The sequence below is a fragment of the Pseudomonas sp. S2_C11 genome (assembly GCF_054668395.1).
Genome location: NZ_CP162765.1, coordinates 1,542,920 through 1,569,888 on the forward strand (window position 1 = coordinate 1,542,920; position 26,969 = coordinate 1,569,888).

At 61.2% G+C, this 26,969-nt stretch carries 21 protein-coding genes and 1 pseudogene; 5 read left to right on the top strand and 17 right to left on the bottom strand.

Going from position 1 to position 26,969, the window contains the following annotated elements; translation table 11 throughout:
* Positions 1-132 precede the first annotated feature (132 nt).
* Positions 133-2,337, bottom strand: coding sequence for a TonB-dependent receptor (locus tag AB4N48_RS07120; protein ID WP_150741207.1), 2,205 nt, complete (start codon positions 2,335-2,337; stop codon positions 133-135).
* 268 nt (positions 2,338-2,605) lie between these two features.
* Between AB4N48_RS07120 and AB4N48_RS07125 the strand changes: the two genes are divergently transcribed.
* On the top strand, positions 2,606-3,688 hold the full coding sequence (locus tag AB4N48_RS07125; RefSeq protein ID WP_315435410.1) for a DUF1615 domain-containing protein: 1,083 nt from the start codon (positions 2,606-2,608) through the stop codon (positions 3,686-3,688).
* A gap of 70 nt (positions 3,689-3,758) precedes the next feature.
* On the opposite strand, the gene AB4N48_RS07130 is transcribed toward AB4N48_RS07125, so the two are convergent.
* The 12 genes from AB4N48_RS07130 to AB4N48_RS07185 form a co-directional block, all read right to left on the bottom strand.
* Complete coding sequence (locus tag AB4N48_RS07130; protein ID WP_071172976.1) at positions 3,759-4,199, bottom strand: phage infection protein; 441 nt, start codon at positions 4,197-4,199, stop codon at positions 3,759-3,761.
* A 132-nt stretch (positions 4,200-4,331) separates the two neighbouring features.
* The gene (locus AB4N48_RS07135; protein ID WP_252867914.1) at positions 4,332-5,024 is read right to left on the bottom strand and encodes an anti-sigma factor; all 693 of its coding nucleotides are present in this window, start codon (positions 5,022-5,024) and stop codon (positions 4,332-4,334) included.
* On the bottom strand, positions 5,021-5,548 hold the full coding sequence (locus tag AB4N48_RS07140; protein ID WP_252878565.1) for a sigma-70 family RNA polymerase sigma factor: 528 nt from the start codon (positions 5,546-5,548) through the stop codon (positions 5,021-5,023). The genes AB4N48_RS07135 and AB4N48_RS07140 overlap by 4 nt, the downstream gene beginning before the upstream one ends.
* A 161-nt stretch (positions 5,549-5,709) precedes the next feature.
* On the bottom strand, positions 5,710-6,231 hold the full coding sequence (locus AB4N48_RS07145) for a DUF3455 domain-containing protein (protein WP_016775383.1): 522 nt from the start codon (positions 6,229-6,231) through the stop codon (positions 5,710-5,712).
* Positions 6,232-6,346: 115 nt separating this feature from the next.
* Positions 6,347-8,032 carry an ABC transporter ATP-binding protein gene (locus AB4N48_RS07150; RefSeq protein ID WP_460095037.1) on the bottom strand — a complete coding sequence of 562 codons (1,686 nt, stop codon included), beginning with the start codon at positions 8,030-8,032 and terminating at the stop codon, positions 6,347-6,349.
* Position 8,033: 1 nt separating this feature from the next.
* Positions 8,034-9,056 carry an ABC transporter permease gene (locus AB4N48_RS07155; RefSeq protein ID WP_252886469.1) on the bottom strand — a complete coding sequence of 341 codons (1,023 nt, stop codon included), beginning with the start codon at positions 9,054-9,056 and terminating at the stop codon, positions 8,034-8,036.
* Positions 9,056-10,120, bottom strand: coding sequence for a microcin C ABC transporter permease YejB (locus AB4N48_RS07160; RefSeq protein ID WP_056788670.1), 1,065 nt, complete (start codon positions 10,118-10,120; stop codon positions 9,056-9,058). The genes AB4N48_RS07155 and AB4N48_RS07160 overlap by 1 nt, the downstream gene beginning before the upstream one ends.
* Position 10,121: 1 nt before the next feature.
* Complete coding sequence (locus AB4N48_RS07165; protein ID WP_258706957.1) at positions 10,122-11,987, bottom strand: extracellular solute-binding protein; 1,866 nt, start codon at positions 11,985-11,987, stop codon at positions 10,122-10,124.
* 225 nt (positions 11,988-12,212) lie between these two features.
* Positions 12,213-14,924, bottom strand: a complete 2,712-nt coding sequence (locus tag AB4N48_RS07170) for a TonB-dependent receptor (RefSeq protein WP_191622350.1) — start codon at positions 14,922-14,924, stop codon at positions 12,213-12,215.
* A gap of 207 nt (positions 14,925-15,131) precedes the next feature.
* The gene (locus AB4N48_RS07175) at positions 15,132-15,533 is read right to left on the bottom strand and encodes an ExbD/TolR family protein (protein WP_041477201.1); all 402 of its coding nucleotides are present in this window, start codon (positions 15,531-15,533) and stop codon (positions 15,132-15,134) included.
* Positions 15,533-16,240: a MotA/TolQ/ExbB proton channel family protein gene (locus tag AB4N48_RS07180; protein WP_095182128.1), complete on the bottom strand. Its 708-nt coding sequence runs from the start codon at positions 16,238-16,240 to the stop codon at positions 15,533-15,535. Before AB4N48_RS07180 ends, AB4N48_RS07175 begins: the two co-directional genes overlap by 1 nt.
* A 45-nt stretch (positions 16,241-16,285) precedes the next feature.
* Complete coding sequence (locus tag AB4N48_RS07185; RefSeq protein WP_460095039.1) at positions 16,286-17,110, bottom strand: energy transducer TonB; 825 nt, start codon at positions 17,108-17,110, stop codon at positions 16,286-16,288.
* 1,072 nt (positions 17,111-18,182) lie between these two features.
* Here AB4N48_RS07185 and AB4N48_RS07190 point away from each other — a divergent pair.
* On the top strand, positions 18,183-18,806 hold the full coding sequence (locus AB4N48_RS07190; protein ID WP_073471360.1) for a glutathione S-transferase N-terminal domain-containing protein: 624 nt from the start codon (positions 18,183-18,185) through the stop codon (positions 18,804-18,806).
* A gap of 178 nt (positions 18,807-18,984) precedes the next feature.
* Here AB4N48_RS07190 and AB4N48_RS07195 read toward each other — a convergent pair whose 3' ends face one another.
* A complete protein-coding gene (locus tag AB4N48_RS07195) occupies positions 18,985-19,425 on the bottom strand; it encodes a CBS domain-containing protein (protein WP_041477195.1) in 441 nt (146 codons plus the stop codon).
* A gap of 299 nt (positions 19,426-19,724) precedes the next feature.
* Here AB4N48_RS07195 and AB4N48_RS07200 point away from each other — a divergent pair, with 299 nt between their 5' ends.
* Positions 19,725-22,085 carry a DNA polymerase II gene (locus tag AB4N48_RS07200; RefSeq protein WP_460095041.1) on the top strand — a complete coding sequence of 787 codons (2,361 nt, stop codon included), beginning with the start codon at positions 19,725-19,727 and terminating at the stop codon, positions 22,083-22,085.
* On the opposite strand, the gene AB4N48_RS07205 is transcribed toward AB4N48_RS07200, so the two are convergent.
* The 3 genes from AB4N48_RS07205 to AB4N48_RS07215 form a co-directional block, all read right to left on the bottom strand.
* A complete protein-coding gene (locus AB4N48_RS07205; RefSeq protein ID WP_423662271.1) occupies positions 22,050-22,520 on the bottom strand; it encodes a DUF1810 domain-containing protein in 471 nt (156 codons plus the stop codon). The genes AB4N48_RS07200 and AB4N48_RS07205 overlap by 36 nt on opposite strands.
* Before the next feature lie 24 nt (positions 22,521-22,544).
* Positions 22,545-23,366: an aldo/keto reductase gene (locus AB4N48_RS07210; protein ID WP_460095043.1), complete on the bottom strand. Its 822-nt coding sequence runs from the start codon at positions 23,364-23,366 to the stop codon at positions 22,545-22,547.
* 249 nt (positions 23,367-23,615) lie between these two features.
* Positions 23,616-24,764, bottom strand: coding sequence for an aldose epimerase family protein (locus tag AB4N48_RS07215; protein ID WP_056788705.1), 1,149 nt, complete (start codon positions 24,762-24,764; stop codon positions 23,616-23,618).
* Positions 24,765-25,108: 344 nt separating this feature from the next.
* On the opposite strand from AB4N48_RS07215, the gene AB4N48_RS07220 reads away from it, so the two are divergent.
* Together AB4N48_RS07220 and AB4N48_RS07225 are read left to right on the top strand one after the other, a co-directional pair.
* Positions 25,109-25,858 (top strand): hypothetical protein, encoded by a 750-nt coding sequence (locus AB4N48_RS07220; RefSeq protein WP_460095044.1) that lies wholly within the window; start codon positions 25,109-25,111, stop codon positions 25,856-25,858.
* 235 nt (positions 25,859-26,093) lie between these two features.
* Positions 26,094-26,878 (top strand): annotated as a pseudogene (locus AB4N48_RS07225) (sulfite exporter TauE/SafE family protein).
* Positions 26,879-26,969 lie beyond the last annotated feature (91 nt).

The following is a 26,969-nucleotide window of genomic DNA, read 5'->3' on the forward strand; positions in this document are numbered from 1 at the left end:
GCTCGCTCCCACAGGGGACGCATTCCAGTGTGGGAGCGAGCCTGCTCGCGAAGCGTCCGGTCAAGCACCACAAAAACCAGAAAGGCCCCGCAACCGTGAAGCTGCGGGGCCTTTTCTGCGACGCGATGACGCTTAGAAGTCGATCGTCCCCGACAACTTCGCCACTCGCGGTTCGCCCTGGGTCAGGTAGCCGCCCTGAGCCGATTCCCAGTACTTCTTGTTCGCCAGGTTCTCGACGCCGAACCGTACGGTCACGTCCTTCTCCGACACCTTGAACGCATAGCGCGCGCCGGCATCGAAGCGGTTCCACGTCGGCAGGCTGAGGTTGTTCGCTGCGTCGGCGTATTGTCCGCCGGTGCGCAGCATCCGCGCATTCAGCGCAACGCCTTGCAGGCCCGGCACGTCCCAATCCACGCCAGCGTTGAACTGGAAGGTCGGCACGCCGATGGCGTGGTTACCGTCGTTGGCGCCGTTGAGGGTGTTCTTCAGTTCGGTGTCCATCAGGGTCAGGCCGCTGATCAGGCGCAGGCCGTCGATCGGCTCGCCGAACACGTTCATCTCCACGCCTTTGTTGATCTGCTCGCCTTCGCGCACGTAGGTGCAGGTGGTGGCGCTGTTGATTTCGCAGTAGCCGTCGCTTGGCTGTTCGATGCGATAAACACCGAGGCTCGCGCCATAGGTGCCCATGTCGACTTTCACGCCCAGTTCGGTCTGCTTGGAGCGTTTCGGTGCGTAGACTTCGTTGCCGTTGGTGACACGGAAACCGCCGGAGCTGGTCGGCGAAGTCGGCCCTTGGGCCAGACCTTCGATATGGTTAGCGTAGAACGACACATGCTCCCACGGCTTGAACACGATGCCGTACACCGGCGTGGTGATCGATTCGTCGTAGCTCGACGAACGCGGGCCGCTGCCGTAGCTGGCGTAGCTGTAACCCTGCACCACCAGTTGCTGACGACGCAGACCGGCGGTGACCAGCAGGCGATCGTCGAAGAACCCGAGGGTGTCGGAAATCGCCACGCTGCGGTTGAAGGTCTTGCCGACGATGCCCGGATCGTTGAGATCGCCGCCAGAGAAGTTGCCGACCGGTGCCGGCGGGGTGATCGGGTGATAGATGTTGTTGGAGTAACGGGTCAGGTCGAAGTCATAAGCGCTGCGCTGCTCGGCCCAAATCCCGGTCAGGCCGAAATTCAGCTTGTGGCTGACTGGCCCGGTGTTGAATTTGCCGTTGAGGCCGGCCATGACGCTGGTGTTGTCCTCATCGTGGGGGACGAACGAGCCGGTGGTGAACGAGGCGCCGCTGTTGCCGACCAGCGTGGTCGAGTTATAGCGCCCGACTTCACGGGTGTGCTTGGCGCCACCGGCGGCGTAGGCGGTCCAGTTGTCGTTGAGGTCGTACTCGGCGCGGAGCATGCCGAAGGTGTCTTCGATGTCGGTGTAACCCCATTTCGGCGCGTAGTTGGTGTCCGCCGATGGCGCGTCCGGGATGTGCGTGGCGGTGCCGAGGTTGACCGAGCTGCGGCCACCGTTGACGCGTTCCTTCTGATAGGCAAAGTCACCGGAAACCCGCAGCGCGTCGCCGCGATAATCCAGGCCGATGGCGAACAGTTTCGAGCGCTGGTTCTCGTGATCGATGCCGGTGTCGCCTTCGCGCTGCGACAGGTTGACCCGCGCGCCGAAGCGGTTGTCTTCACCGAAACGCTGGCCGATATCGAAGTGATGACCGATGCGGCCCTCGCTGTTGATGTCGGTGGTGTAACGGCGCAGCGGCACGTCGCCGGCACGCTTGGGTTGCAGGTTGACGCCGCCGCCGATGCCGGAGCCGGTCGGCGTTACGCCGTTGATGAAAGCGTTGGGGCCTTTGAACACTTCCACGCGCTCCAGCGCATCGGTGGAAATGATCTGCCGGGGCAACACGCCGTACAGGCCGTTATAGGAAATGTCGTCGCCATTGAGCGGCAGGCCGCGAATCATGAAGACCTGCGCCTGGTTGGAGAAGCCCGAGGCCTGGCGCACCGAGGAATCGTTGAGCAGTACATCGGCGACGTTTTCCGCCTGCTGATCCTGGATCAATTGCTCGGTGTAGGACGCCGCGCTGAACGGCACGTCCATCATGTCCTGATTGCCGAGCACGCCCAACTGGCCGCCGCGCGCAACCTGACCGCCAGCGTAGACCGGGGGCAGGGCGTTGGGTGTCGGGGCTTGGGCATTGACGTTGACGTCGTCGAGCATCAGCGCTTTGCTGTTGTCTTCAGCGGCGTGGGCGGTAACGGTCAGGGAGCACAGCAGGGCAAGCAAAGTCGGGCGAAATGGAGCGCCGAGTCGAGCTGAAGCGGGCATGTCAGATCCTGGAGGCGAGCGGCCAAAGAAAAATAAGGGCGGCGCGGAACTCCTTGCGCTAATGCGACTCCAGGCGCGAATGATAGGGTTTCGCAGTAACGTTTTGCAATCAGTTTGTCATCAGCGTGTTGGAGCTGCCGAAGGCTGCGATCTTTTGATTTTGATCTTGATCTGATCTGCAAAAAGCAAGATCAAAAGATCGCAGCCTGCGGCAGCTCCTACGGGGGTTGTGTATGGTGTTGTGGCTAATTTGATTGGATGGAGCAACATGCGATTACTCATTACTCTCGGCGCCGTGCTACTGCTCGCCGGTTGCGCCAGCCAGCGCAGCAACGAACCGGCGCCGCGTCCGCCGGCCGAAGTGAAGGCTGAAATCGTTCGGCTGTTGCCGGCGAAAACTGCCGACCGTCAGGGTTGGGCCACGGACATCTACGCCGCGTTCGCCGCGCAAGGCATCAACACCACCACGCAGAATCTGTGTTCGGTACTGGCCGTGGCCGAGCAGGAATCGACTTTCCAGGCCGACCCGACGGTGCCCGGGCTGGGCAAGATCGCCCGCGACGAAATCGACCGCCGCGCCGCCAAGGTGCACATCCCCAGCCTACTGGTCAGCGGCGCTCTGCAAGTGCGCTCGCCCAACGGCAAGACCTACAGCGAGCGTCTGAATGCGGCGCGCAGTGAAAAGGAACTGAGCGCGATTTTCGACGACTTCATCGGCATGGTGCCGATGGGCCGCACGCTGTTCGGCGGCTTCAACCCGGTGCACACCGGCGGGCCAATGCAGGTCAGCATCGAATTCGCCGAGGAGCACGCCAAGGATTACCCGTACCCGGTGGACGGCACGATCCGCCGTGAAGTGTTCAGCCGGCGCGGCGGCATGTATTTCGGCATCGCCCATTTGCTCGGGTATCCGGTGAATTACCGCGAGCCGTTGTATCGTTTCGCCGATTTCAACGCCGGCTGGTACGCCAGTCGCAATGCCGCGTTTCAGAATGCGGTCAGCCGCGCGTCCGGCATCCCCCTGACCCTGGACGGCGACTTGATTCGTTACGACTCGATCATGCCCGGCAGTACCGAACTGGCGGTGCGCACCCTCGGCAAGTCGCTGGGCATGCGCAACCCGACGATTCGCGATCAACTGGAGAAGGGCAAAACCTTGGAATTCGAAGAGACCAGACTCTATCAGCGCGTGTTCGAACTGGCGGAGCGGGCCGAAGGCAAGGCGTTACCGCGCGCGGTATTGCCGGGGATTGTGCTGCAGAGTCCGAAGATCACTCGCAAACTCACCACAGCCTGGTTCGCCAAACGCGTGGACGAGCGTTACAAGCGCTGCATGGCGAAGGCCGGATAAAACACGCAGACATAAAAAACCCGGCTGCGGGAGCCGGGTTTCTCTGCGGTGTTGCGCTTGCAGTGATGCATCAGGCAACACGGCGTTCGATCAGACGATCCGAGCCACCTTCAGCAACGCGGCGTTCGATCAGACGATCCGAACCACCTTCGGCAACGCGGCGCTCGATCAGACGATCAGAGCCACCTTCGGCAACGCGGCGTTCGATCAGACGATCCGAACCACCTTCGGCAACGCGGCGTTCGATCAGACGATCCGAACCACCTTCGGCAACGCGGCGCTCGATCAGACGATCAGAGCCACCTTCGGCAACGCGGCGTTCGATCAGACGATCGGAACCACCTTCGGCAACGCGGCGTTCGATCAGACGATCCGAACCGCCTTCAGCCAGACGGCTTTCGATCAGTTTGTCCGAGCCGCCTTCGGCGATCATGGTGTGCGCCGGGGTGGCAGCGAAAGCGTTAACTGCGAAAACCGAGAAAGCGATGCTGAGAAGAGTCTGGCGTTTCATGATGGTGTGCTCCGGGGTGTTGTTGGTTGGTATGGAGCTGATGTTACGCCCGGAATTTTTTATGAGAACTTCATTGCCGTGATGGTGAACATCGACGTCGATGATGGTTGCGGACAACCGCGTAGCAGAGCCTCAGAGCACCTTCACCGCACGCCCGATCGCCTGAATCGGCCCGGTCGGTTTGCCGATCGGTGAGCCATTGGCGCCTTCCAGCGTCAGCTCAAACAGCTGGTTCGGTTGCAGCGGCGGCAACTTGTCCAGCGGCACCGACAACGCTTGCCCCGGTTTGACCAGTCCCAATGACACCGGCCCCGACCAGCCGTCAGCCTTGGTCCAGAACTCCAGCGCCTTGTCCGCCGGCACCTCGACCACCCCCAGCGGAATCAACTGGATCTCCCGCGCATTGCTCGCCTGAATCACCCAGCCCGGCGCCTTGTCCTGCGGCGCCACCAGCACCACCAGATAACTCGGTTTCGGCGCAGTCTGGGTCAGTAGCATCGCGCCCAGAATCAGCGTCGCAGCCAGGCCCGCCGCACTCAGGCCACGCCACAGTGGCAGCAGATTCCACCACGAGGTCAGCGGCTTCTTCACCGTAAGCCGTTCGAGACTGCGCTCGATACGTGACCATAACTGCGCCGAGGGTTGCTGAGGTTCGGCCAGATCGGTCAGCTCCAGCAGACGTCGCTCCCATGCGTCGACTGCCGCGCGCAACTCAGGATCGTTCGGCAGCCGCCGTTGCACCTCGATGCGCTGCTCGAACGACAAGGTGCCGAGCACGTATTCGCCGGCCAGTTCATCCCGTTCCTGCGCTGATTCGCCGGTCATCCCATGCACTCCCGCAAAGCATTGAGGCTGCGCTTGATCCACGCTTTGACCGTGCCCAGCGGCGTGCCGAGGCGCGCGGAAATCTGCGCGTGGCTGTAACCGTCGACGTAGGCATGGAGGATGCAGCTGCGCCGCTGCGGTTCCAGTTGTTCGAGGCAGCGATGAATGCGCGCCGAGTGAATATCGGCCAGCTCATCAGGCGCCGCTGCCTCATGTTCTTCGCTGAACGGCGTTTCCCGACTTTGCTTGCGCAACTGATTCAAGGCAAGGTGCCGGGTCACGCTGAACATCCAGCCCCGCGCCGAGCCGCGCGCCGGGTCGAACCCGGCCGCGCCGTGCCAGATCTTGATGAATGCCTCATGCACAATGTCCTCCGCCAGCGCCGTATCGCGCACCAGCCGCTTGGCCACACCGAGCAGGCGCGGGCCTTCCTGCACATACAAATCGCGCAAAGCCGCGCGCTCGCCTCGGGCACAGGCGGCGAGGCGGGCTTCGTAATCGAAAACGGATTCGGGTAAAGGCATGGGGTGCAATCTAGCTCACATTTCCCAAACATCCAGAGGCATGGTTCCCTGTGGGAGCGAGCTTGCTCGCGAATGCGGTGGGTCAGAAAGTAATAAGGCGACTGACACTCCGTCTTCGCGAGCAGGCTCGCTCCCACAGGATTGTGCACTGCTTCCGGATATCAGTTCGCCGCCCAGAAAATATAATCCGCTTGGTACTTCACCACTTCCTGCTTGCCCTTGTTCGCCATGGTGCACTCACTGCCCGGCGCGACGCCGCCCTTGAGCGCAACACGCTGGATATAGCTGACCCCGGTCATCGCGCCTTTGCCCTCGGCCGGATTGGCCTTGACCAGTTGATAAGGCAGGTTGCCCGGGCTCGACGGTGCCACGGCGAGTTGCGTGCCGGTGACTTTCGAACCGTCCTTGGCTTGCCACGTCGCTGGCGGGCCGAAATAGGTGCCGACCTGTTTGCCGCTGCGATCATTGAGCACCGCTTTCGGGCCGACAAAGGTCCATTCGGTCTGCCCGGCCATATTGGGTTTGTCGCGGCATTCGTAGGTGATCTCGCCAACCCCGGTGGTTTCCAGGGCAATCTTGTGCCCGTCCGGCACCTTGATCGCGTCGGGATAACTGCTCTGGGCGAAGGTGGTCGCGGTGAAGGCGAGCAAACCGGTGAAGCCAATCAGCTGGGTGATGTTCATCCGATGATTCTCCGAAAAGGGTAGGGCGCTTACAGCACCAGAGTGGGCTGTTACAGGGACTACCCGTGACGGAGGCGATTGGATGCAGTGCCGGAAAAATATTTTTGGATCACCTCTATACCTGTGGGAGCTGGCTTGCCAGCGATGGCGTCGTGTCAGCAGACATCGATTTTTCTGATACACCGCCATCGCTGGCAAGCCAGCTCCCACAGGGTTCTTCATCAGGCTTGAGGCCCGAGGCCTTCAGTAACTCTTGGGTATACGGATGTTGCGGCGCAGCGAAAATCTCCCGCGAAGAGCCTTGTTCAACCACCTTGCCATCCTTGATCACCATCAAGTCATGCGCCAGAGCATGTACCACCGCCAGATCATGGCTGATGAACAGATAGGTCAGCCCATGCCTGATCTGCAACTGGCGCAACAATTCCACCACTTGCTTCTGCACCGTGCGATCCAGCGCCGACGTCGGTTCGTCGAGCAGGATCAGCGCCGGTTCCAGCACCAGTGCGCGGGCGATGGAGATGCGCTGGCGCTGGCCGCCGGAAAACTCGTGGGGGTAACGATGGCGGCTTTGCGGGTCGAGGCCGACTTCCTCCAGCACGCGAATCACCGCTGCCTCGCGCTCGGCCTCGCTGCCGATACCATGGGTCAGCAAGCCTTCGGCAATGATCTGCTGCACTGACATGCGCGGGCTGAGGCTGCCGAACGGGTCCTGAAACACCACCTGAATCTGCCGGCGCAACGGCCGCATCAGACGCTGATTGAGCAGGCTCAACTGCTTGTTGCCGAAACGGATATTGCCCTCTGATTCGACCAGGCGCAGGATCGCCTGGCCCAGCGTCGACTTGCCCGAACCCGACTCGCCGACAATCCCCAGGGTCTTGCCGCGTTGCAGGGTGAAACTGACGCCGTCCACCGCTTTGATGTAATCCTGCTGGCGGCTGAAGAGTTTTTTCGGCAGGGGAAACCACACCTTCAAATCATCGACTTCCAGCAGGTTGTGCTCGTACTCACTGGGCACTGGCGCGCCGCTCGGTTCCGCTTCGATCAACAAGCGGCTATAGGAGTGTTGCGGCGCTTGGAACAGCGTCTCGCAATCGGCCTGTTCAACGATCACGCCCTGACGCATTACGCACACGCGCTGAGCGATCCGGCGTACCAGATTGAGGTCGTGGCTGATCAGCAACAGCGACATGCCGAGGCGCTGCTGCAACTCGATCAGCAGCTCAAGAATCTTCTGCTGTACGGTCACGTCCAGCGCTGTGGTCGGTTCATCGGCAATCAACAATTCCGGCTCGTTGGCCAATGCCATGGCGATCATCACCCGTTGCCGCTGCCCGCCAGAGAGTTGATGCGGATAGGCTTTGAGTCGCTGCAACGGCTGGCGAATACCGACCAGCTCCAGCAACTCCAGGGTCCGCGCGCGAGCGGCGCGGCCCTTGAGGCCCTTGTGGATTTCCAACACTTCGCTGATCTGTTTTTCCACCGTGTGCAGCGGGTTCAGCGAAGTCATCGGCTCCTGGAAAATCATCGCAATGCGATTGCCGCGCAAACCACGCATCTGCTGTTCGCTGGCGTGCAGCAAATCCACGCCGTTGTAGCGAATCGCGCCGCTGCTGCTGACGCTCTGGCCAGGCAGCAGGCGCAGGATCGAATGCGCCGTCACCGACTTGCCCGAGCCGGACTCGCCGACCAGCGCCAGACACTCGCCACGGCGAATATCCAGGTTCACACCGTGCACCACTTCTTGCCCTGCGAAGGCGACGCGCAGGTCGCGGATCTCGATTAAATGGTCTTGCATGTCAGCTCCTCGGATCAAAGGCATCTCGGCACGCTTCACCGATGAAAACCAACAAAGACAGGATCAACGCCAGGGCAAAAAACGCCGTCAGCCCCAGCCACGGTGCCTGCAGATTGCGTTTGGCCTGGCCAATCAACTCGCCCAGCGACGCGGTGCCGGCGGGCATGCCGAAGCCAAGAAAATCCAGCGCAGTCAGCGTCGCAATCGCACCAGTCAGAATGAATGGCAGGTAGGTGAGGGTGGAGGTCATGGCGTTGGGCAGGATGTGCCGGCACATCAGTTCGTTGTCAGTCAGGCCCAGCGCGCGCGCGGCTTTCACGTATTCGAGATTGCGCCCCCGCAGGAACTCGGCGCGCACCACGTCGACCAGCGCCAGCCAGGAAAACAGCGCCATGATCCCCAGCAACCACCAGAAACTCGGCGAGACGAAGCCGGACAGGATGATCAGCAGGTACAGCACCGGCAACCCCGACCAGATTTCCAGTACGCGCTGCCCGAGCAAGTCGACCCAGCCGCCGTAATAACCCTGTAAAGCCCCGGCGAGAATGCCGATCAACGCGCTGATCGCGGTGAGGATCAGCGCAAACAGAATCGAAATCCGTGTGCCGAAAATCACCCGCGCCAAAACATCGCGAGCCTGATCATCGGTGCCCAGCCAATTGCTCGAAGACGGCGGGCTGGGCGCCGGTTCGGTGAGGTCGTAGTTGACCGTGTCGTAACTGAACGGGATCGGCGGAAACAGCATCCAGCCGCCCTGATCCTCGATCAGTCTGTGTACGTAGTTGCTGGCGTAATCCGGTTGGAACGGCAACTCGCCGCCGAAATCGGTTTCCAGATAATCGCTGAGGATCGGAAAGTAAAAGGCGTCGTGGTAGCGGATCACCAGCGGCTTGTCATTGGCGATCAGCTCGCCACCGAGGCAGATCAGGCACAGTCCGATAAACAGCCACAGCGACCAGCGCCCACGGCGGTTGGCCTTGAATTGCGCGACGCGGCGCTGGCCCAGAGGCGACAGTGTGAACATCAGGCAGTCCTCGCCGAGAAATCGATGCGCGGGTCGAGCAGGGTGTAGCAGAGGTCGCCGATCAGCTTGATCAGCAGGCCGAACAGGGTGAACAGAAACAGCGCGCCGAACACCACCGGATAGTCACGCGACACCGCCGCTTCGTAGCTCATGCGCCCGAGGCCGTCGAGGTTGAAGATGGTTTCGATCAGCAGGGAGCCGGCGAAAAACACTTCGATCAGCGCCGACGGCACGCCGGCCACCACCAGCAGCATGGCGTTGCGAAACACGTGGCCGTACAGCACGCGCCGCTCGGTCAGGCCCTTGGCTCGTGCGGTGATCACGTACTGCCGGCTGATCTCGTTGAGAAAGCTGTTCTTGGTCAGGATCGTCAGCGTGGCGAAGCCGCCGATCACCAGCGCCGTGACCGGCAGTACGAGGTGCCAGAGGTAGTCGCCGACCTTGCCCAATGTGCTGAGGCTGTCGAAGTTGTCCGACACCAATCCCTGCACCGGAAACCAGTTGACGTAGCTGCCCCCGGCGAACACCACGATCAACAGAATGGCGAAGAGAAACGCTGGCATGGCATAGCCAACGATGATCGCGGTGCTGCTCCAGACATCGAAGGCGCTGCCGTTCCTGATCGCCTTGCGAATGCCCAGCGGAATCGAAATCAGGTAGGTGATCAGCGTCGCCCACAAGCCCAGCGACAACGACACCGGCAGCTTCTGCACGATCAGGTCGGTGACCTTGGCGCCGCGAAAGAAGCTGTTGCCCAGATCCAGTTGTGCGTAGTTTTTCAGCAGCAGCCACAGGCGTTCGTGCAGCGGTTTGTCGAAGCCGTAATGGTGTTTGATTTCCTCGATCAGCGCCGGGTCCAGCCCACGGCTGCTGCGCCCGGCACCGCCGACCGCCGCGACTTCGCCGCCACCGCCCATGCTGTGCCCGCCAAAGCCTTGCAGGCGAGCGATGGCTTGTTCCACCGGGCCACCGGGTGCGGCCTGCACGATAAGAAAATTCACCACCAGAATGCACAACAGCGTGGGGATGATCAGCAGCAAACGGCGACTCAGATAACGCAGCATGTCACTGGCCTCCCGCAAGCTGAGCGCTCATTTGCTGAGTCGTCAGCGGCCTGGCCGAGACTTCCCACCAGGTGTTGAGACCTTCGTCATACGAAGGTTGCACGGCGGGTATGCCGAAGCGGTTCTGATACACCGTCGGCGTGCCTTTGGAGTAGTAGTTGGGAATCATGTAGTAACCCCATTGCAGCACCCGGTCGAGGGCGCGGGCGTAATGCACCATGGCTTCGCGGTTGTTGGCCTGGACCAGCCCGTCAATCAGTTGATCGATTGCCGGATCGGCCAGCACCATCGCGTTCGAGCTGCCGACTTGCGTGGCACTTTGCGAGCCGTACAGGCTGTACAACTCGCGGCCCGGGGACACGATCGGATCGCCACTGCGCGGGAAAGCGCAGACGATCATGTCGTAATCGCGGGCGTTGAGACGGTTGATGTATTGCGCCGAATCGATGCGGCGCAGATTGAGCGTGATGCCGATCTGCGCGAGGGTGCGTTTGAACGGCAGCAGCATGCGATCGAAGCCGCCCTGGCCATCGAGAAAGGTGAATTCCAGCGGCTCGCCGGCGGCGTTGACCAGACGATTGTTTTTCGCCGTCCAACCGGCTTCGGCGAGCAGCTTCAGCGCTTGCAGTTGCTTGTCGCGGATGTAGCCGCTGCCATCGGTTTTCGGCGCTTCATAGACCGTGGTGAACACCTCGTCAGGGACCTTGCCGCGCAGCGGTTCGAGGATCTTCAATTCCTCGGCATCGGGCAGGGCGCTGGCGGCCATTTCACTCTTGGGCCAGAAGCTGTTCTGACGCACGTAGAAGCCGCGCATCATCTGTTTGTTGGTCCACTCGAAATCCCAGAGCAGGCTGATCGCCTGACGCACGCGGCGATCCTTGAAGAACGGGTTCTGCAGGTTGAACACGAAGCCCTGAGCAGCGGTGGGTTTGTCCGGAGCGAGGATCGACTGCTGCAAGCGGCCGTCACGCAGTGCCGGGCTGTCATAGCCGACCACGTAACCAGAGGAGGAGAACTCACGGTTGTAGTCGAACGCGCCGGCCTGCAACAGCTGGCGGGCGACGTCGGTGTCGCCGTAGAAATTCACCGTCAGGCTGTCGAAGTTGTACATGCCGCGACTGACCGGCAGGTCCTTGCCCCACCAGTCCGGGTCACGCTGGAAACTGATGCTGCGCCCGGCGTCGACCTTGCTCACCCGGTACGGGCCGCTGCCCAGCGGTGGCTCGAAGCCGCCGCCGTTGGCGAAGTCGCGGGTTTTCCACCAGTGCTCGGGCAGCACGCGCATCGTCGCCAGATCCAGCGCGAGGGTGCGATTGAGGTTGTTCTTGAAGGTGAAACGGACCTGCCGTGGACTTTCGACCAGCACGTCCTGCACGTCGGCGTATTGCTGGCGGTAACTCAGGCTGCCCTTGGTCATCAGCAGGTTGAAGGTGTAGCGCACGTCTTCGGCGGTGATCGGCGTGCCGTCGGCAAAGCGTGCCTTGGGGTTGAGGGTGAAGCGCACCCACAAACCTTCGGGATCGCGCTCGATCTGCTGCGCGACCAGAGCGTAAACCGTGTAGGGCTCGTCCAGCGATCGGAACGCCAGCGGCGCGTAGACCCAATCGTTGACCTGCACCACCGAAATGCCCTGATCGGCATACGGCGTGATGTAGTTGTACTGACCGATCTCCATCGATGCACGGCTGAGCGAACCGCCCTTGGGCGCGTCGGGGTTAACAAAATCGAAATGCTTGAAGCCGGCCGGATACTTCGGCGCTTCGCCGTACACCGTCAGCGCGTGACTGCCAGCGGCCAACGCCGACGCCCCGAAGCACAGCAGCGCACTGCCGAGCAGCAGGCCAGCCATGTTGCGCAAAAAACTCATGAAGTCACCCTGAAAATCCCTGAAGAAACCCGGCCCCGATGTGAGGCGAGCTTTTGTGGCGAGGGGATTTATCCCCGATCGGCTGCGCAGCAGTCGCAAGATCAATGCATGCGGTACTTCTGATGCTCCGCGTCGGCAGGTCTTGGGGGCGCTTCGCACCCCATCGGGGATAAATCCCCTCACCACAAAGGCTCGCTCCCACAGGGGGATGCGCTTTATCTCGGGTTAGAAGTGGTAAGTCATGCGCGCAAACAATGTCCGGCCCAGCGGGTCGGTGTAGCGCGGGTCATAGCCGCTCTGGAAGTTGTAGGCCTGGTTGGAGAACGGCGGGTTGCGGTCGAAAACGTTCTTCATTCCGGCATCAACGTCGAGCACTTTGTTGAAGGTGTAACCGGCCGACAGATCCCACACCGAATACGACGCCACCCGCGCGTGCGTCTCGCGGTCGTAATCGTTGTAACCGGTGGTGAAGCGGTTGGTCAGCGCTGCTCGCGCCGCACCGAGGCTCCAGCTGCCGGTGAGGTTGTGCTTCCAGCGCGCGATCACGCCGTCACCCTGAAAGTCGCCGACCTTGTCGGTGAACGGGCCTTTGATGGTGCTCTGGAAGTCGTACTCGTCGACATAGGTGCCTTGCAGGCCGAGGCCGAACTGACCGTACGGCGTGTTCGGGAAGCGATAGTCGAGCGACACATCGACACCATTGGTTTCGACGACGCCGAGGTTGGCGTTGCCGGTAACGATGTAGTTGAGCGTGCCGTCGGCGTTGCGCACGAAGCGGTCCGGGTAGGAGCCAGCCTGATCGAACACGGTGGACTCCGGGAACGGCTGGATCTGGTTGGAGATGTGAATCCACCAGAAATCCAGACCCACCGAGAGGTTGCTGATCGGCTGGTAGACGAAGCCCAACGTCACGTTGCGCGCCTTCTCCGGGGCCAGATCTTCGTTGCCGCCAATCTGGTTGAGGAATTGCTGACCGCAATCGCGCCCGCCGTTGCCGCCCGGTTGCACCACACCGCCGGTACACAGCACCGGGTCGTTGTAGTAACCCTGAGTGAACGTGATGCTGCGCGGCGAATACAGCTCGTACAGCGATGGCGCGCGGAAACCTTCGCTGTAGGCACCACGCACCACCAGCTCTTTGATCGGCTGATAACGGAACGAATATTTCGGGTTGGTGGTGCTGCCGAAGTCGCTGTATTTGTCGTGGCGCACAGCGGCGGACAGTTCGAGGCTGTCGAGCACCGGCACGTTGAGTTCGGCATAGGCGGCCTTGACGCTGCGGTCGCCCTCGACGCTGCCGGCCGGGTCGATGCCGAGGCTCTGGATGTCGCCGGCGAACGACTCGAAGTCCTGATGGAATTTCTCCTTGCGGTACTCGCCGCCCAGAGCCAGGCCGGACGGACCTGCGCCGAACCAGTCACCGATTTCACGGCTGACGCGACCATCGAACCCGGCGACGCGACCCACGGCTGTGGAGTAGGCGCCGTGGTAGGCGGCGGCATCGATGTACTGCTGGCCGGCAGCGGTCTGCGGGCCGAACGGGTTGAGCAAACCGCTGGCCAGGCCGTCAATCATCGCCTGATCGCTGACATAGCCACTGGTGACGCTGGAGACGATTTTGTTCTGGTTGTACGAGGCGCCGACGTTGTAATCCCAGCCGCCAACCAGACCATCGAAGCTCAGCAGAAAGCGCTGGCTGGTGTTCTGGTCTTTCGATTCACGCGGGCCGGCGGCAGTCTCGCGCCAGTTGACGTCCACCGGCTGCGTCGGGTCGAGGGCGAAATCGGTCGGCGCCGGGGTGATGCCGTTGCCGGGGTAGTACGGCGACGAGGAATCCAGGCTCAGACCAGTCAGTGGCGCCGGGCCGACGGCGACGGCGTTGTTGTTGCGCGACCAGAAATATTCAAGGTTGGCGTTGTGATCATCGCCGAGCTTGGCAGTGGTCTTGCCGAAGAACGAGGTCTTCTCGGTCTGTGGCACCAGATCGATGTATTCACGGGTGCTGAAGCGGCACAAGCCGTCGCGGGCGATCAGGTTGGGGCCGTTGCAATTGCTGTTGGCCAACGGGTTGGTGGCGTTGCCGTTCTGGCTGTAGTTGCCGGGGAACGCGGTGCCGGAAGTCTGATCGAGACCGCGACCGGGCGCATAGTCGGTGGCGAAGGAGCGGTCGTTGGCGTCGAGGTTCTGCTGCTTGTTGTAGTTGAACACGCCGAGGACGTTGAAGCGGTCTTCTTCCAGATCGCCGTAGCCCCAACTGGCGCTCATGTCTTTGGTCGCGCCGCCACCGCTGTGGGTCGGCGTTTCGCCGCCCAGGGTCAGGGCGCCATCGGTGAGAGATTTTTTGGTGATGAAGTTGATCACACCGCCGATGGCGTCGGTGCCGTACAGGGCCGAGGCGCCGTCGCGCAGCACTTCCACGCGCTCGATGGCGGCGAACGGGATCATGTTCAGATCCACCGCGCCGCCGGCGGAGTTGGTGCCGGACAAGGCATTGTTGGCCAGGCGTCGACCGTTGAGCAGCACCAGCGTTTTGTTCGCGCCGATGCCGCGCATGTCGGCAAACGACGCACCGCCCGTTGCCGCGCCGACAGAGCCGGCGCTGTTGTTGATCGACTGGCTGCCGGTGATGCGCTGCACCAGTTCGGCGGTGGTGGTCACGCCCTGTTTGCGCAGCTCGTCAGCCTTGAGGATGGTGATCGGCACCGCCGTTTCCGCATCGACCCGGCGAATCGCCGAACCGGTCACTTCGACCCGTTGCAGTTGCGTGGTCGGCGCCGCCACGACAGCAGCTGCCGGCGTGGCACTGTTGTCGTCCTCGGCCGCTTGCACGGTTCCGGCGCCCATCCCCATGGCCACCAGATACAGCGGAACAAAACGGTGGCGAGACATCGTTGCCACCAAAGGTTTGAGCGTGAAGCGTGGAGTGTTCATCAGCATGGTTGTTTCCGATTTTCAGACGTTATCGAATTGGCCTTGTGAGCCGCTCATTGCTCCGCTTCCGGTGATACCGCGCGCGGAAAACCACTTTCTTCAAGCAAGCCGATCCCCTCCGAAGACGCGGGGCGTTTTTTCGGTCGGCCGGGTGCGACGGGATTTCTTTCAGCGGCGCCGGGCGGGTGTTTCAACACCCATCCGGCACCGCACTCAGTGGGTGGTCATCACCGAAATCTTGCTGATGCCGGAGCGCTCGATCGATGCCATCGCCTTGGCCACCTGGCCGTAATTGACGGCGGCGTCGGCCTGCAACTGCACGCGCACGTCGGCGTCCTTGGCCTTGACCTCCTTGAGACTGGCCTCGAGGGATTCCGGGGCCAGTTCGGTCTTGGCCAGATAGAACTTGCCGTCCTGATCGACGCTGACCACCACCGGGTCTTTCTTTTCGGCAGGGGCGACGGCGTCGGTTTTCGGCAGGTTGACCTTGATCGCGTTGGTCATCAGCGGCGCGGTGACAATGAACACCACCAGCAGCACGAGCATCACGTCGACCAGCGGCGTGACGTTCATTTCGCTGAGCACTTCATCGCTGTCTTGGGTAGAAAAGGACATCAGCTGGCCTCCCGCACGGCGTTGGTGCTTTTGCTGGCGATGGCCTGGCGGCTGATGGAAAACGCACTGCGCGAGGCGAGGGCGTCGAAGTCGTGGGCGAAGTCGTCCATGTCCGCCGAGGCGAGTTTCAGCCGACGCAGGAAGAAGTTGTAGATCAGCACCGCCGGCACCGCGACGGCGATGCCCACGCCAGTGGCGATCAGCGCGTGGCCGATAGGCCCGGCGACCGCCTCAAGGCTGGCCGAGCCGGTTTCGCCGATGCTTTGCAGGGCTTCCATGATTCCCCACACGGTGCCGAACAAACCAATGAACGGCGCGGTGCTGCCGATACTGGCGAGGATCGCCTGGCCGTTTTCCAGCGAGCGACGTTCCTTCTGGATCTGCTGGCGCAGGTTGCGTTCCAAGCGATCGGAACGGTTGATGGTGTGCGCCAGTTGCTGCGTGGTACGCGGCGAATCTTCCACCAGCAGGGCTTCAAAACCGCTGCTGGCGATGCGCGCCAGCGAGCCCGGATACTGGCTGGCGTGTTCGGCGGCGGTGAGCAGGTCCGGCGCGCTCCAGAAGGCTTTGGCGAACTGTTTGTTCTGCGCTTTCTGGCGCAGGTACTGGGCCGACTTGACCAGCAGGATCGCCCAACTGACCACGGAAAACAGCACCAGACCCCAGAGCACACCGGGGACAATCATCGAAGACAGTGAATCGTTCATGGCTACACCTCGCTTGCGTTAATCAGTAATGAGTCGGTTGCGCCGTCATTGCGGCAATTTGAAATCGATGGTCTGGGTGGCGAAGCCGTCGATCGGCGTGTCACCGCGCTTGGCCGGAATGAACTTCCAGTTCTTCACCGCCGCGACGGCCGCCTCATCCAGTTGCGCCTTGCCGCTGGACTTGGTCACCGTCACCGCACCGGCACGGCCGTTGGCCAGCACCTGAATGCGCAGCACCACGCTGCCTTCCCAATTGCGGCGCAGCGCCAGCGACGGGTATTCCGGCGGCGGGTTGCCAAGGCTGGCCAGGCCGGAAATCGCCGCCGACTCCTTGACCGGAGCGGGCGCAGCAGGGGGTGCCGGTGGTGCGCTCGGTGTCGTCGGCGCCGCAGGTGCGGCAGGTTGCGCCGGGGCTGGCGGTGCTTTCGGTGGCTCGACTTTCTTCACCGGTTTGGGTTTCTCGACCGGTTTTGGTTTTTCGATTGGCTTGGGCTTCTCCACCGGTTTGGGCGGCGGCTTCACCGCGTCCTCGTCTTCCACCGGCTGCTCGGGTTCCGGCGGCGGTGGAGGCGGGGGCGGCGGTGGTGGTTCCGGTGTCGGTGGGGCCGGAGGCGTCGGGCTGGTCAGCTCGACGGTCATTTCCGGAATTTCCGGCGGCGTCGGCAGTGGCTCCGGCCGCGCCTGATGGAAGAACCACCACGCGCCGCCGTGTATCAGCGCCGACACGGCGATCAGCAAAAGCATCTGTGGTTTGTTCAACCCGCCGGGTCGTGACGTATTGGCTGTAAACGCCGGCCTGCCCGTTGCCGGCGGGACCGGTGCTTGCCGCAACGGCCCCGGCAGGGTTTTATGCTTTACCGCATCGTTCATTAAAGCTCCCTCGGGTCAGATGAAGGGCAATAAGGTGCCGTCCGAACATATGGCTGATGTTCGAGTGAGTGGGTGCAACTTTCTTCAAGGTGTACGCGAGCCGATAGTTGGACTATCTGTTTAAATGGCCTCGAACAAACTTAATGGCTTAGTAGTATCTATATCGATTGTTCATTATCCATTCCGTGGCTAGTTGTTGTGTGGGGACGTGAGCTGTCTCAGGTTTGTTACAGTTTGCAACAGGTGTGCCAGATGTTGCTGAAACCGGTTGAGCGCATATCTTCGGTATTGCTCATGTCGCATTTATATAAGTTTCAAGTTCGCCCGCTGTTTATTCGGCGCGAAGTGGTCCTCAAGCCCTCGCAGAAGGGCTTTTTCCAGAGCGAGTCAGAGGGAACGCTGTATCACGCCAATCGACGGGATAGAGCGGCTGCTCGGTGATCAGGCTTAGCACCTATCGGTGCGTAGCGAATCGATTTGGTGCAGGTCAGTCATTCAGCGGTTCACAGGGCATGTTCCTTATTTTGATTCTGGAGTATTGGTTAACTGCATCACATTCGGGCGTGCGGTTTTGGTGCAACTTCAATGGCGGCAAATCATTGTTCGACAATCTTGTTGTTGTGACTTTTATTAATTGCCGTATTTAAAAAATAAATAACACTCGGCGCCCGGCGATCGCTCGATCGCCAGGCACGCAAAGTGTGCATTGGGTTTCAGGTAATAAAGGAGAAGCGCGCCAGGCTGAATAGGTTCGGCTGAACTTGCGGCTGGATTTGCGAGTAAGTCGGGTATGTCGTACGGCGGAGCATTTGAAGATTCACGGGTGAACTCCTTGTTGCCAGCTCGGACAGGCGAACTTTTGGTTCGCTGTCGCACCTTACAAGAACGCGGATAGCGTTCGATGAATGCTCTTGGTGCGGGATGGGCACCGCCAGCGCTGATTGGCGAAGGTTGATTTCGCAAGTCGGCAGTGCATGGGAAAAACGTGCCAATCACGACACATTTGCAGAATTTTCTACGTCAGGCCAGCCAGCCATCTACCCTGTGCAAAGGCCTTATCGGGGGAACGGACATGTACCAGCTCTACGGGCACAAGAATTCCGGCGCGGCTGCCATCGAGGCGGCACTGGAGTTGTGCCAGATCGCCTATCGCTTCATTGATACCGAAGCCAGCGCCGAGGCCGACGAGGCGCTGGGCAAACTCAATCCGCTGAAACAGATACCGACCCTGCAACTGCCGGACGGCAGCGCCATGACCGAAAGTGCGGCGATCCTTATTCACTTGGGCCTGACGTTTCCCAAGTCCGGCCTGCTGCCGAGCAAGGCTGCCGATCGTGATCAGGCAATTCGCGGCCTCGCCTATATCGTCAGCAATTGCTACGCAGCGGTCGGCATCATCGATTACCCCGAGCGCTGGCTGAGCACGCCCGACGAGAGCGCACGGCAAAACCTGATCGCCGGCACCCGCCAGCGCCTGCACTTCAGTTGGGAGGTGTTTGCCGATCAGTTTTCCGGGGAGCTGTATCTGGATGATGAAACGCCCGGCGCACTGGATGTGCTGGCGGCCGTGGTGAGCCGCTGGGCCGGCAGCCGCGAACACCTGCGCCAGACCCGCCCGGGCTTTTATGCATGGCTGCAAAGGATCGACCGGCACCCGGTGCTGGCACCGGTGTTCGAGCGGCATTGGCCGGCCTGACAGGCGCGATCGTTCCCACGCTCTGCGTGGGAATGCCTCAACGGACGCTCCGCGTTCGGCTTTAGAGGGACGCGGAGCGTCCCGGGCTGCATTCCCACGCAGAGCGTGGGAACGATCATCTCTGACCTGGCGCATTCGCGAGCAGGCTCGCTCCCACAAGGGGATCACGGCGGTGGGCTCAGTCGCCGCGAATGTACTGCTCCAGCTGTTTGATCAGTTCGGCCTGTTCCGCAATCGCCTCTTTCACCAGGTCGCCGATCGACAACAGGCCGATCAACTGGCCGTCCTCGACCACCGGCAAGTGGCGCAGGCGTTTGTCCGACATGATGCCAAGGCAGGTGTCGACGGTTTGTCGGGTATCCACGGTGATCACGTCCTTGACCATGATGTCGCGCACTGGCGTGCCCACCGAAGAGCGTCCGTGCAGCACCAGTTTGCGTGCGTAATCGCGCTCGCTGATGATGCCGACCACTTTGTCGTCTTCGACCACCAGCAAGGCGCCGACGTTTTTCTCGGCCATCTTCATCAGCGCTTCGAGCACCATGTGATCGGGTTTGATCTGGTGCACTTCCTGATTTTTCTGATCTTTGAGCTTGAGCAGTTGGGCGACGGTCTTCATGGCGGTTACTCAGGTGTTGTCGTTGTTCATCAAGCATCGTAGACGCAGCCGCGCAGAGCAAGGTGGCAAAGCGGCAGTTAGCGTGCAAAAAACGCCATTTGCCGGAAAAAACATCTTTGTATCGGTGAATGAAGCATGTGGCTAGGGGATTTAGCCCTGCAGGTCTGCGCAGCAGGCCCTTTCATTAAAGGCGGGGCCGCTTCGCGGCCAGCGGGGATAAATCCCCTCGCCACAGATAAATCCCTCGCCACAAATGCTGCGTAGAATGGCGTTCTGATTGAAACGTTGAGGTCGCAGTGGTGGATTTACAGCAGGGCTTCGTCCTGACCCGGCATTGGCGCGATACGCCGGCCGGCACCGAAGTCGAGTTCTGGCTGGCAACGGACGCCGGGCCGCGCCGTGTGCGTCTGGCGCATCAGCCATCGGTGGCGTTTATTCCCGCCGCCCAGCGGGAAGCGGCCGAGCGTCTGCTGCACGATGAAAAGAATGTGGAACTGCGACCGTTGGCGCTGCTGGATTTTCAGCATCGTCCGGTGCTCGGTCTGTATTGCCAGCAGCACGGCCAGTTGATGCGCCTCGAAACCGCGCTCAACCGCGCCGGCGTCGACGTCTTTGAAGCCGACGTGCGCCCCCCGGAACGCTATCTGATGGAGCGCTTCATCACCGCGCCGGTGCTGTTCGGCGGCACGCCTGATGCTGACGGCGTGCTGATCAACGCCCAACTGAAACCCGACCCCATTTACCGGCCGAAACTGCGCTTGGTCTCACTCGACATCGAGACCACCGAAAACGGCGAGCTGTATTCCATCGCGCTGGAAGGCTGTGGCGAGCGCCAGGTGTACATGCTCGGCGCGCCGAATGGCGATGCCAGCATTGTCGATTTCGACCTTGAATACTGCGATTCGCGCACGCTCATTCTGAAGAAGCTCAACGACTGGTTCGCCCGCCACGACCCTGACGCGATCATTGGCTGGAACGTTGTGCAGTTCGACCTGCGCATCCTTCACGAACACGCACGGCGTCTCGGCGTACCGCTGAAGATCGGTCGTGGCGGCGAAGAAATGCAGTGGCGCGAGCACGGCAGCCGCAATCACTACTTCGCCTCGGCAGCGGGGCGGCTGATCATCGATGGCATCGAGTCGTTGCGTTCGGCGACCTGGAGTTTTCCTTCGTTCAGCCTGGAAAACGTCGCGCAGACCCTGCTCGGCGAAGGCAAGGCGATCAACAACCCATACCAGCGCATGGACGAGATCAACCGCATGTTCGCCGAGGACAAGCCTGCTCTGGCCAAATACAACCTCAAGGACTGCGAACTGGTCACGCGGATCTTCGCCAAGACCGAACTGCTGACGTTCCTGCTTGAGCGCGCCAGCGTTACCGGTTTGCCGGCCGACCGCAGCGGCGGTTCGGTCGCCGCGTTCACCCATTTGTACATGCCGTTGATGCACCGCCAGGGCTTCGTTGCACCCAATCTGGGCACCAATCCACCCCAGGCCAGCCCCGGCGGTTTCGTTATGGATTCACGGCCGGGTCTGTACGAGTCGGTGTTGGTCCTCGATTACAAAAGCCTCTACCCGTCGATCATTCGCACCTTTCTGATCGACCCGGTGGGCTTGATCGAGGGCCTGCAACACCCGGACGACGCTGACTCGGTAGCGGGTTTTCGTGGCGCACGCTTCTCGCGCACCCGCCATTGCCTGCCGTCCATCGTGGCGCGGGTGGCCGAAGGGCGCGAAACCGCCAAGCGCGAACACAACGCGCCGCTGTCCCAAGCGTTAAAGATCATCATGAACGCCTTCTACGGCGTGCTCGGCTCCAGTGGTTGCCGTTTTTTCGATACCCGGCTCGCCTCGTCGATCACTTTGCGCGGCCACGAAATCATGCTGCGCACCCGCCAGTTGATCGAAGAACAGGGCCACGCGGTCATTTACGGCGACACCGATTCAACCTTCGTCTGGCTGCGCAGTCTGCACGGCCAGGAAGAAGCAGCGCAGATCGGCCATGCGCTGGTCAAGCACGTCAACGGTTGGTGGCGCGCGCATGTGCGCGAGGAACACGGGCTGGAAAGCGCGCTGGAATTGCAGTTCGAGATTCACTACAAGCGCTTCCTGATGCCGACCATTCGCGGCGCCGAGGAGGGCAGCAAGAAGCGCTACGCCGGTCTGGTCACCCGCGCCGATGGCAGCGAGGAAATGGTCTACAAGGGCCTGGAAACCGTGCGCACCGACTGGTCGCTGCTGGCCCGGCAATTTCAGCAGGAACTCTATGAGCGGATTTTCCTGCGCAAGCCGTATCAGGATTACGTGCGCGACTACGTGGGCAAGACCCTCGCCGGCGAGTTCGACGATCGGCTGATCTACCGCAAGCGCCTGCGCCGCACCCTCGACGATTATGAACGCAACGTGCCGCCGCACGTCCGCGCGGCGCGGCTGGCCGACGAATACAACGCCGAGCATGGCCGGCCACGGCAATATCAGAACGGCGGCTGGATCAGCTACCTCATCACCCTGGCCGGCCCGGAGCCGCTGGAGGTGCGCCGCGCCGCTATCGACTACGACCACTACATCACTCGGCAGCTGCAACCAGTGGCGGATGCGATTCTGCCGTTTGTCGACGACGACTTCTCAACCCTGATCGGTGGGCAACTGGGCCTGTTTTGAGTCGAGCAATTGCAGCGTCCATTCATCGAGAATACCGTGGAAGTAGCGCTCCAGTGCCTGATGGAACAGGCTGTCCTCGGCGCTGAACTGGGCGAACAAAGTCATCGAAGAATGAAATTTCAGGTCATCGGGATGGCCGAAAATGTCTGCAATCGAGCGCTGCGGCACATTCAGCACCAGTTGCGTGCAAGTGCGCAGCCGCGCCCCGAGCAGCTCCTGGGCCAGATACGCCTGGGCTTCCTCGGCTGAACCAATGGCAAAGCGCCGGGCCATCTCGCTGCCGCCCAACCCGGCGAATTGCGGGAAGACGAACCACATCCAGTGGCTGCGCTTGCGGCCAGTTTCAAGTTCACGCTGGACCCGGTCGAACACCGGGTCCTGTGCCTGGACAAAACGTTGCAGGTTGTACGGGTCGTGCAGATCTGTGCTTCTCATCGCGAAGCCCTCACAGTCGGCAGCTCAGACCATGGCCAGGCGCTGCTTGCGTTGTGGCGCCGGAAACACCTTGTCCAGCGCCGCCAGATCCCCGGCGTCCAGTTGCAACTGGGCCGCCTCGGCATTGAGTTGCACATGCTCCGGGCGCACAGCCTTGGGAATCGCAATCACGCCGTCCTGACGCAGGAGCCACGCCAGCGAAACCTGCGCCGGGGTGGCGTTGTAACGGCTGGCAATGTCTTGCAGAACCGGCTCGGCGAGCATCGCGCCGCCCTGGCCGATCGGACAGTACGCCATCAGCGGCAGGCGCTGATGCTGGCACCACGGCAGCAAATCGAATTCGATACCGCGCTCTTCGAGGTTGTACAGCACCTGATTGGTGGCGCAGGCCGAGCTGCACAGTTCTTCGAGGTCATCGACATCGAAATTCGACACGCCCCAACGGCCGATCTTGCCGTCCTCGCGCAGGCGTTCGAAGGCTTCGACGGTTTCCTCCAGCGGATACTGACCGCGCCAGTGCAGCAGATACAGATCGATGTAGTCGGTACCGAGCCGACGCAAACTGCGCTCGCAGGCTTGCGGGATGCCCTCGCGGCTGGCGTTGTGCGGGTAGACCTTGCTGACCAGAAAGACTTGATCGCGCAGACCGGCGATGGCTTCGCCGACCACCGTTTCGGCACCGCCCTCGGCGTACATCTCGGCGGTGTCGATCAGGGTCATGCCGAGCTCGATGCCCGTGCGCAGCGCCGCCACTTCACGGCTGTGCGCCGAACGATCCTCGCCCATGCGCCAGGTGCCCTGACCAATCACGGGAACCTGTACGCCGGCCAATTCAAGAGTACGCATCCAAACCTCCTGCCTTAAAGAGTCGATATCTTTAGTGGGCAGCAGGATAGAGCAAGGGTTCCCGGAAGGAAGGAGGAGTCAAGGATGAAACCGGTCAATCGTGGCGAGGGGATTTATCCCCGCTGGGCTGCGAAGCAGCCCCGATCCTGCAACTCGCGCTGTATCAGACAGCGTTCTATTGCAGGTTTTTGGGGCTGCTTCGCATCCCAACGGGGATGAATCCCCTCGCCACAGGGGGAGCATGGCAGGTTACTTGGTGGAGAACTTCAGGATCACGCTGTGGGCGTAAGTCTGCCCCGGATCAAGCCGCGTGCTCGGGAAGTCTGGCTGGTTCGGCGAATCCGGATAGTGCTGGGTCTCGAGGGTGAATGCGCCCCAGTGTGGATAGACCTTGCCGCCCTTGCCCTTGACCGTGCCGTCGAGGAAGTTGCTGGTGTAGAACTGCACGCCCGGCTCGCTGGTGAACAGTTGCAGGACCCGTCCGGATTGCGGATCGCTGACTTCGGTGGCGAGCTTGCTGACATCGCCCTTGGTGTCCAGCGCCCAGTTGAAATCGAAGCCGCCCTGTTTCGGCTCGGCGAATTTCAGCTGCGGATGATCAGCCTTGATGTGCGTGCCGATTGCCGTCGGTTTGCTGAAGTCCATCGGCGTGCCGGCGACAGCCGCCAGCTCCCCGGTCGGGATCAGTTTGGCGGTGACTGGCGTGTAATGGCTGGAGTTGATCATGGCGACTTGCTTGAGAATATCGCCATTACCGGCGCCGGCCAGGTTGAAGTAGCTATGGTTGGTCAGGTTGAGCACGGTCGGCTTGTCGGTGCTGGCCTTGTAGTCGATGCGCAGCTCGTTGTTGTCGGTCAGGCGATAGGTGACTTCGGTGGTCAGATTGCCCGGGAAGCCCATCTCGCCGTCTGCCGACAGGTAGGTCAGGGTTACGCCCACCGAATCCTTGTCCTTGGTTTCCTTGGCCTTCCAGACTTTCTTGTCGAAACCTTCAGGGCCGCCGTGCAGGGCGTTGGATTTGTCGTTCTGCGGCACTTGATAACGCTTGCCGTCGAGTTCGAAAGCACCTTCGGCCAGGCGATTGCCGAAGCGGCCGATGGTCGCGCCGAAGTACGCGGTGCCTTTCTGATAGCCCTGCACATCGTCAAAGCCCAACACGATGTCGTCGAACTTGCCGTGCTTGTCGGCGACTTTCAGCGCTTGCAGGGTCGCGCCGTAGGTGATCACGGTGGCCTGCATGCCGTGGCTGTTGCGCAGGATGTATTGTTCGACGGGCGTGCCGTCATTGGTTTTGCCGAAGGCTTTGTGTTCGGCGGTCAGGCCCGCCGCGTTGGCGGAAAGGGTAGCGATCATCAGGGACAGTCCGAGGCCGGAGAGCAGGTGACGGGATTGAAGCATGGTTGACCTTCCTTTTTGTTGTTGTTTTCGTATTGACCGTAGGAGCTGCCGAAGGCTGCGATCTTTTGATCTTCATCTTGATCTTGATTTTTAGAAGCAAGATCAAAAGATCGCAGCCTTCGGCAGCTCCTACATGTCACTAGTCATGCTATTTGAGTCGAGAAAGAAGATTTATAGCGGATTTACCGCTGTTGGCAAATATAAAGTCCGACTAATTGATATGGCGAAAAGCACCGAAGGTCGGCTCACCGCCCGGGCACTGCACTTTTTCGTAATCGGCGGCTCTATGCATGGCCAGGATGCGGTGACTCCCGCCGCACAGGAATGTGCCTGTCCGAGATTTCATGCCGAGTGTTTTTGCCCTGATCACCGTCGCTCACCGCCGCCCGTGCCTGCTGCTGGCCTGCCTGTTGTCGCTGTTGCTCAGCGGCTGCAGCCACCAGAACGGCAATGGATTTTTCAATCAGATACGAGAAGGGCAGCCGCAGGAATTTCTGCAGACCAGCGTCGACCGCATGGCCACCCTGGCGATGCGCGACAACCTCGACAGCCTTTACCGGCTGATGGGCAAGCTCTACCTGCGCAACCCGGATGAACTGCGCAAATCCGGTTTCCTCACCGTCAACGCCGCCGTGAAACAGGTGCGTCTCGCTGTCGAGCAACAGCAGCCATTGCCCGTGCTGGGCGGGCGCAAGGATCTGGCGGCACTGAGCTATGCGATGAGTCCGGAATTCCTCGGCGACCGCGTCGGCGCCTTCATCTATGCAATCGGCAGCATGCTGGTCACCGCTCACGGCAATCGCACCGAGTTCTACATGACCGACGCGATCAATCCGACGTTCGTGCACAACGCCGCGCGTAACATCGAAAAAGCCATGTGGATTTTGTCGCAACGGCAGAACAAGGAAGGCCAGCCGTTGCTGTTCTCCAACGAAATCTCGGAGGAGGGCAGCAACCTCAGCTTCGCCACCGAATTCAGCAAAATCGTCGCACGCCTCGACCTGCTCACGCAGATGCTCGATGAGCGCTATCGCAGGATCGGACTGAATTACGCGCAGAGCCTGCTGTTTCTGAATTTCCTGCCGGTGCAGTGAGCACGGCAGGTTTTCTGTAGCGCAAAGATCCACTGTGGGAGCGAGCCTGCTCGCGAAAGCGTTGCATCATTCAACTCATCGGTCGGCTGACACCCCCTTCGCGAGCAGGCTCGCTCCCACAGGCATCTGCGGTAAATTCGATATGGCATAACCATAGACCGCATCGATATATGTGGTTATAAGAAAAATCGCTATGCTGCGGGCCAGATTTTCCTGTCGTTTTCTGGACGTTTGAATGGAATTGGCAAATTTCGGCCTTGTGATTGCCGGGCTGGTGGTGGGGTTTATCGTAGGCATGACCGGTGTCGGCGGCGGTTCGTTGATGACGCCGATTCTGCTGTGGTTCGGCATCAACCCGGCGACGGCGGTAGGTACCGACCTGCTGTACGCCGCGATCACCAAATCCAGCGGCGTCCTCGTTCACAAAAAAACAAGAACATCGACTGGGCGATCACCGGCTGGCTGACCCTCGGCAGCGTGCCGGCCGTGGCCATGACCCTGTGGTTCCTCAGCACCCTGCACACCGCGCCGGACGCGATGAACGCCATCATCAAACAGGCGCTCGGCTTCGTCCTCTTCGCCACCGCCCTGGCAATCTTCTTCAAGAAACGCTTGCTCGAATTCGCCCACAAACGCGCCGGCGGCAACTACAACCCGAGCGGTTCGCGGCTTAACGTGATGACGGTGATCACCGGTCTGATCCTCGGCACCATGGTCGCCCTGACCTCGATCGGTGCCGGCGCACTGGGCACCGTCGCCTTGTTCATCCTTTACCCACTGCTGCCAACCCGGCGCCTGGTCGGCACCGAAATCGCCCACGCCGTACCACTGACCCTCGTCGCCGGCCTCGGCCACGCAAGCATGGGCAACATGGACTGGGGCGTGCTGGGCTTCCTGCTGATGGGCTCGCTGCCCGGCATCTGGCTCGGCAGCCACCTGACCGGTCGCATCTCCGACGAAGTCCTGCGCCCGTGCCTGGCGACGATGCTGGTGTTGATTGGTTACAAGTTGGCGTTCTGACTCAGCCTGGAAAAAACACTTCCTGTGCAGCGGCCGTAGGGAGGTGCCGATGATCGCTCGCGCCATGTTGCGCAAAGCTCTCCCTGACCTA

Coding starts and splice junctions, on each gene's coding strand:
- AB4N48_RS07120 (WP_150741207.1), bottom strand. CDS start 2,337: ATGCCCGCTTCAGCTCGACTCGGCGCTCCATTTCGCCCGACTTTGCTT.
- AB4N48_RS07210 (WP_460095043.1), bottom strand. CDS start 23,366: ATGCGTACTCTTGAATTGGCCGGCGTACAGGTTCCCGTGATTGGTCAG.
- AB4N48_RS07150 (WP_460095037.1), bottom strand. CDS start 8,032: ATGCAAGACCATTTAATCGAGATCCGCGACCTGCGCGTCGCCTTCGCA.
- AB4N48_RS07195 (WP_041477195.1), bottom strand. CDS start 19,425: ATGAAGACCGTCGCCCAACTGCTCAAGCTCAAAGATCAGAAAAATCAG.
- AB4N48_RS07180 (WP_095182128.1), bottom strand. CDS start 16,240: ATGAACGATTCACTGTCTTCGATGATTGTCCCCGGTGTGCTCTGGGGT.
- AB4N48_RS07145 (WP_016775383.1), bottom strand. CDS start 6,231: ATGAACATCACCCAGCTGATTGGCTTCACCGGTTTGCTCGCCTTCACC.
- AB4N48_RS07220 (WP_460095044.1), top strand. CDS start 25,109: ATGCCGAGTGTTTTTGCCCTGATCACCGTCGCTCACCGCCGCCCGTGC.
- AB4N48_RS07140 (WP_252878565.1), bottom strand. CDS start 5,548: ATGCCTTTACCCGAATCCGTTTTCGATTACGAAGCCCGCCTCGCCGCC.
- AB4N48_RS07155 (WP_252886469.1), bottom strand. CDS start 9,056: ATGTTCACACTGTCGCCTCTGGGCCAGCGCCGCGTCGCGCAATTCAAG.
- AB4N48_RS07205 (WP_423662271.1), bottom strand. CDS start 22,520: ATGAGAAGCACAGATCTGCACGACCCGTACAACCTGCAACGTTTTGTC.
- AB4N48_RS07135 (WP_252867914.1), bottom strand. CDS start 5,024: ATGACCGGCGAATCAGCGCAGGAACGGGATGAACTGGCCGGCGAATAC.
- AB4N48_RS07125 (WP_315435410.1), top strand. CDS start 2,606: ATGCGATTACTCATTACTCTCGGCGCCGTGCTACTGCTCGCCGGTTGC.
- AB4N48_RS07185 (WP_460095039.1), bottom strand. CDS start 17,110: ATGAACGATGCGGTAAAGCATAAAACCCTGCCGGGGCCGTTGCGGCAA.
- AB4N48_RS07175 (WP_041477201.1), bottom strand. CDS start 15,533: ATGTCCTTTTCTACCCAAGACAGCGATGAAGTGCTCAGCGAAATGAAC.
- AB4N48_RS07160 (WP_056788670.1), bottom strand. CDS start 10,120: ATGCTGCGTTATCTGAGTCGCCGTTTGCTGCTGATCATCCCCACGCTG.
- AB4N48_RS07130 (WP_071172976.1), bottom strand. CDS start 4,199: ATGAAACGCCAGACTCTTCTCAGCATCGCTTTCTCGGTTTTCGCAGTT.
- AB4N48_RS07215 (WP_056788705.1), bottom strand. CDS start 24,764: ATGCTTCAATCCCGTCACCTGCTCTCCGGCCTCGGACTGTCCCTGATG.
- AB4N48_RS07190 (WP_073471360.1), top strand. CDS start 18,183: ATGTACCAGCTCTACGGGCACAAGAATTCCGGCGCGGCTGCCATCGAG.
- AB4N48_RS07165 (WP_258706957.1), bottom strand. CDS start 11,987: ATGAGTTTTTTGCGCAACATGGCTGGCCTGCTGCTCGGCAGTGCGCTG.
- AB4N48_RS07170 (WP_191622350.1), bottom strand. CDS start 14,924: ATGCTGATGAACACTCCACGCTTCACGCTCAAACCTTTGGTGGCAACG.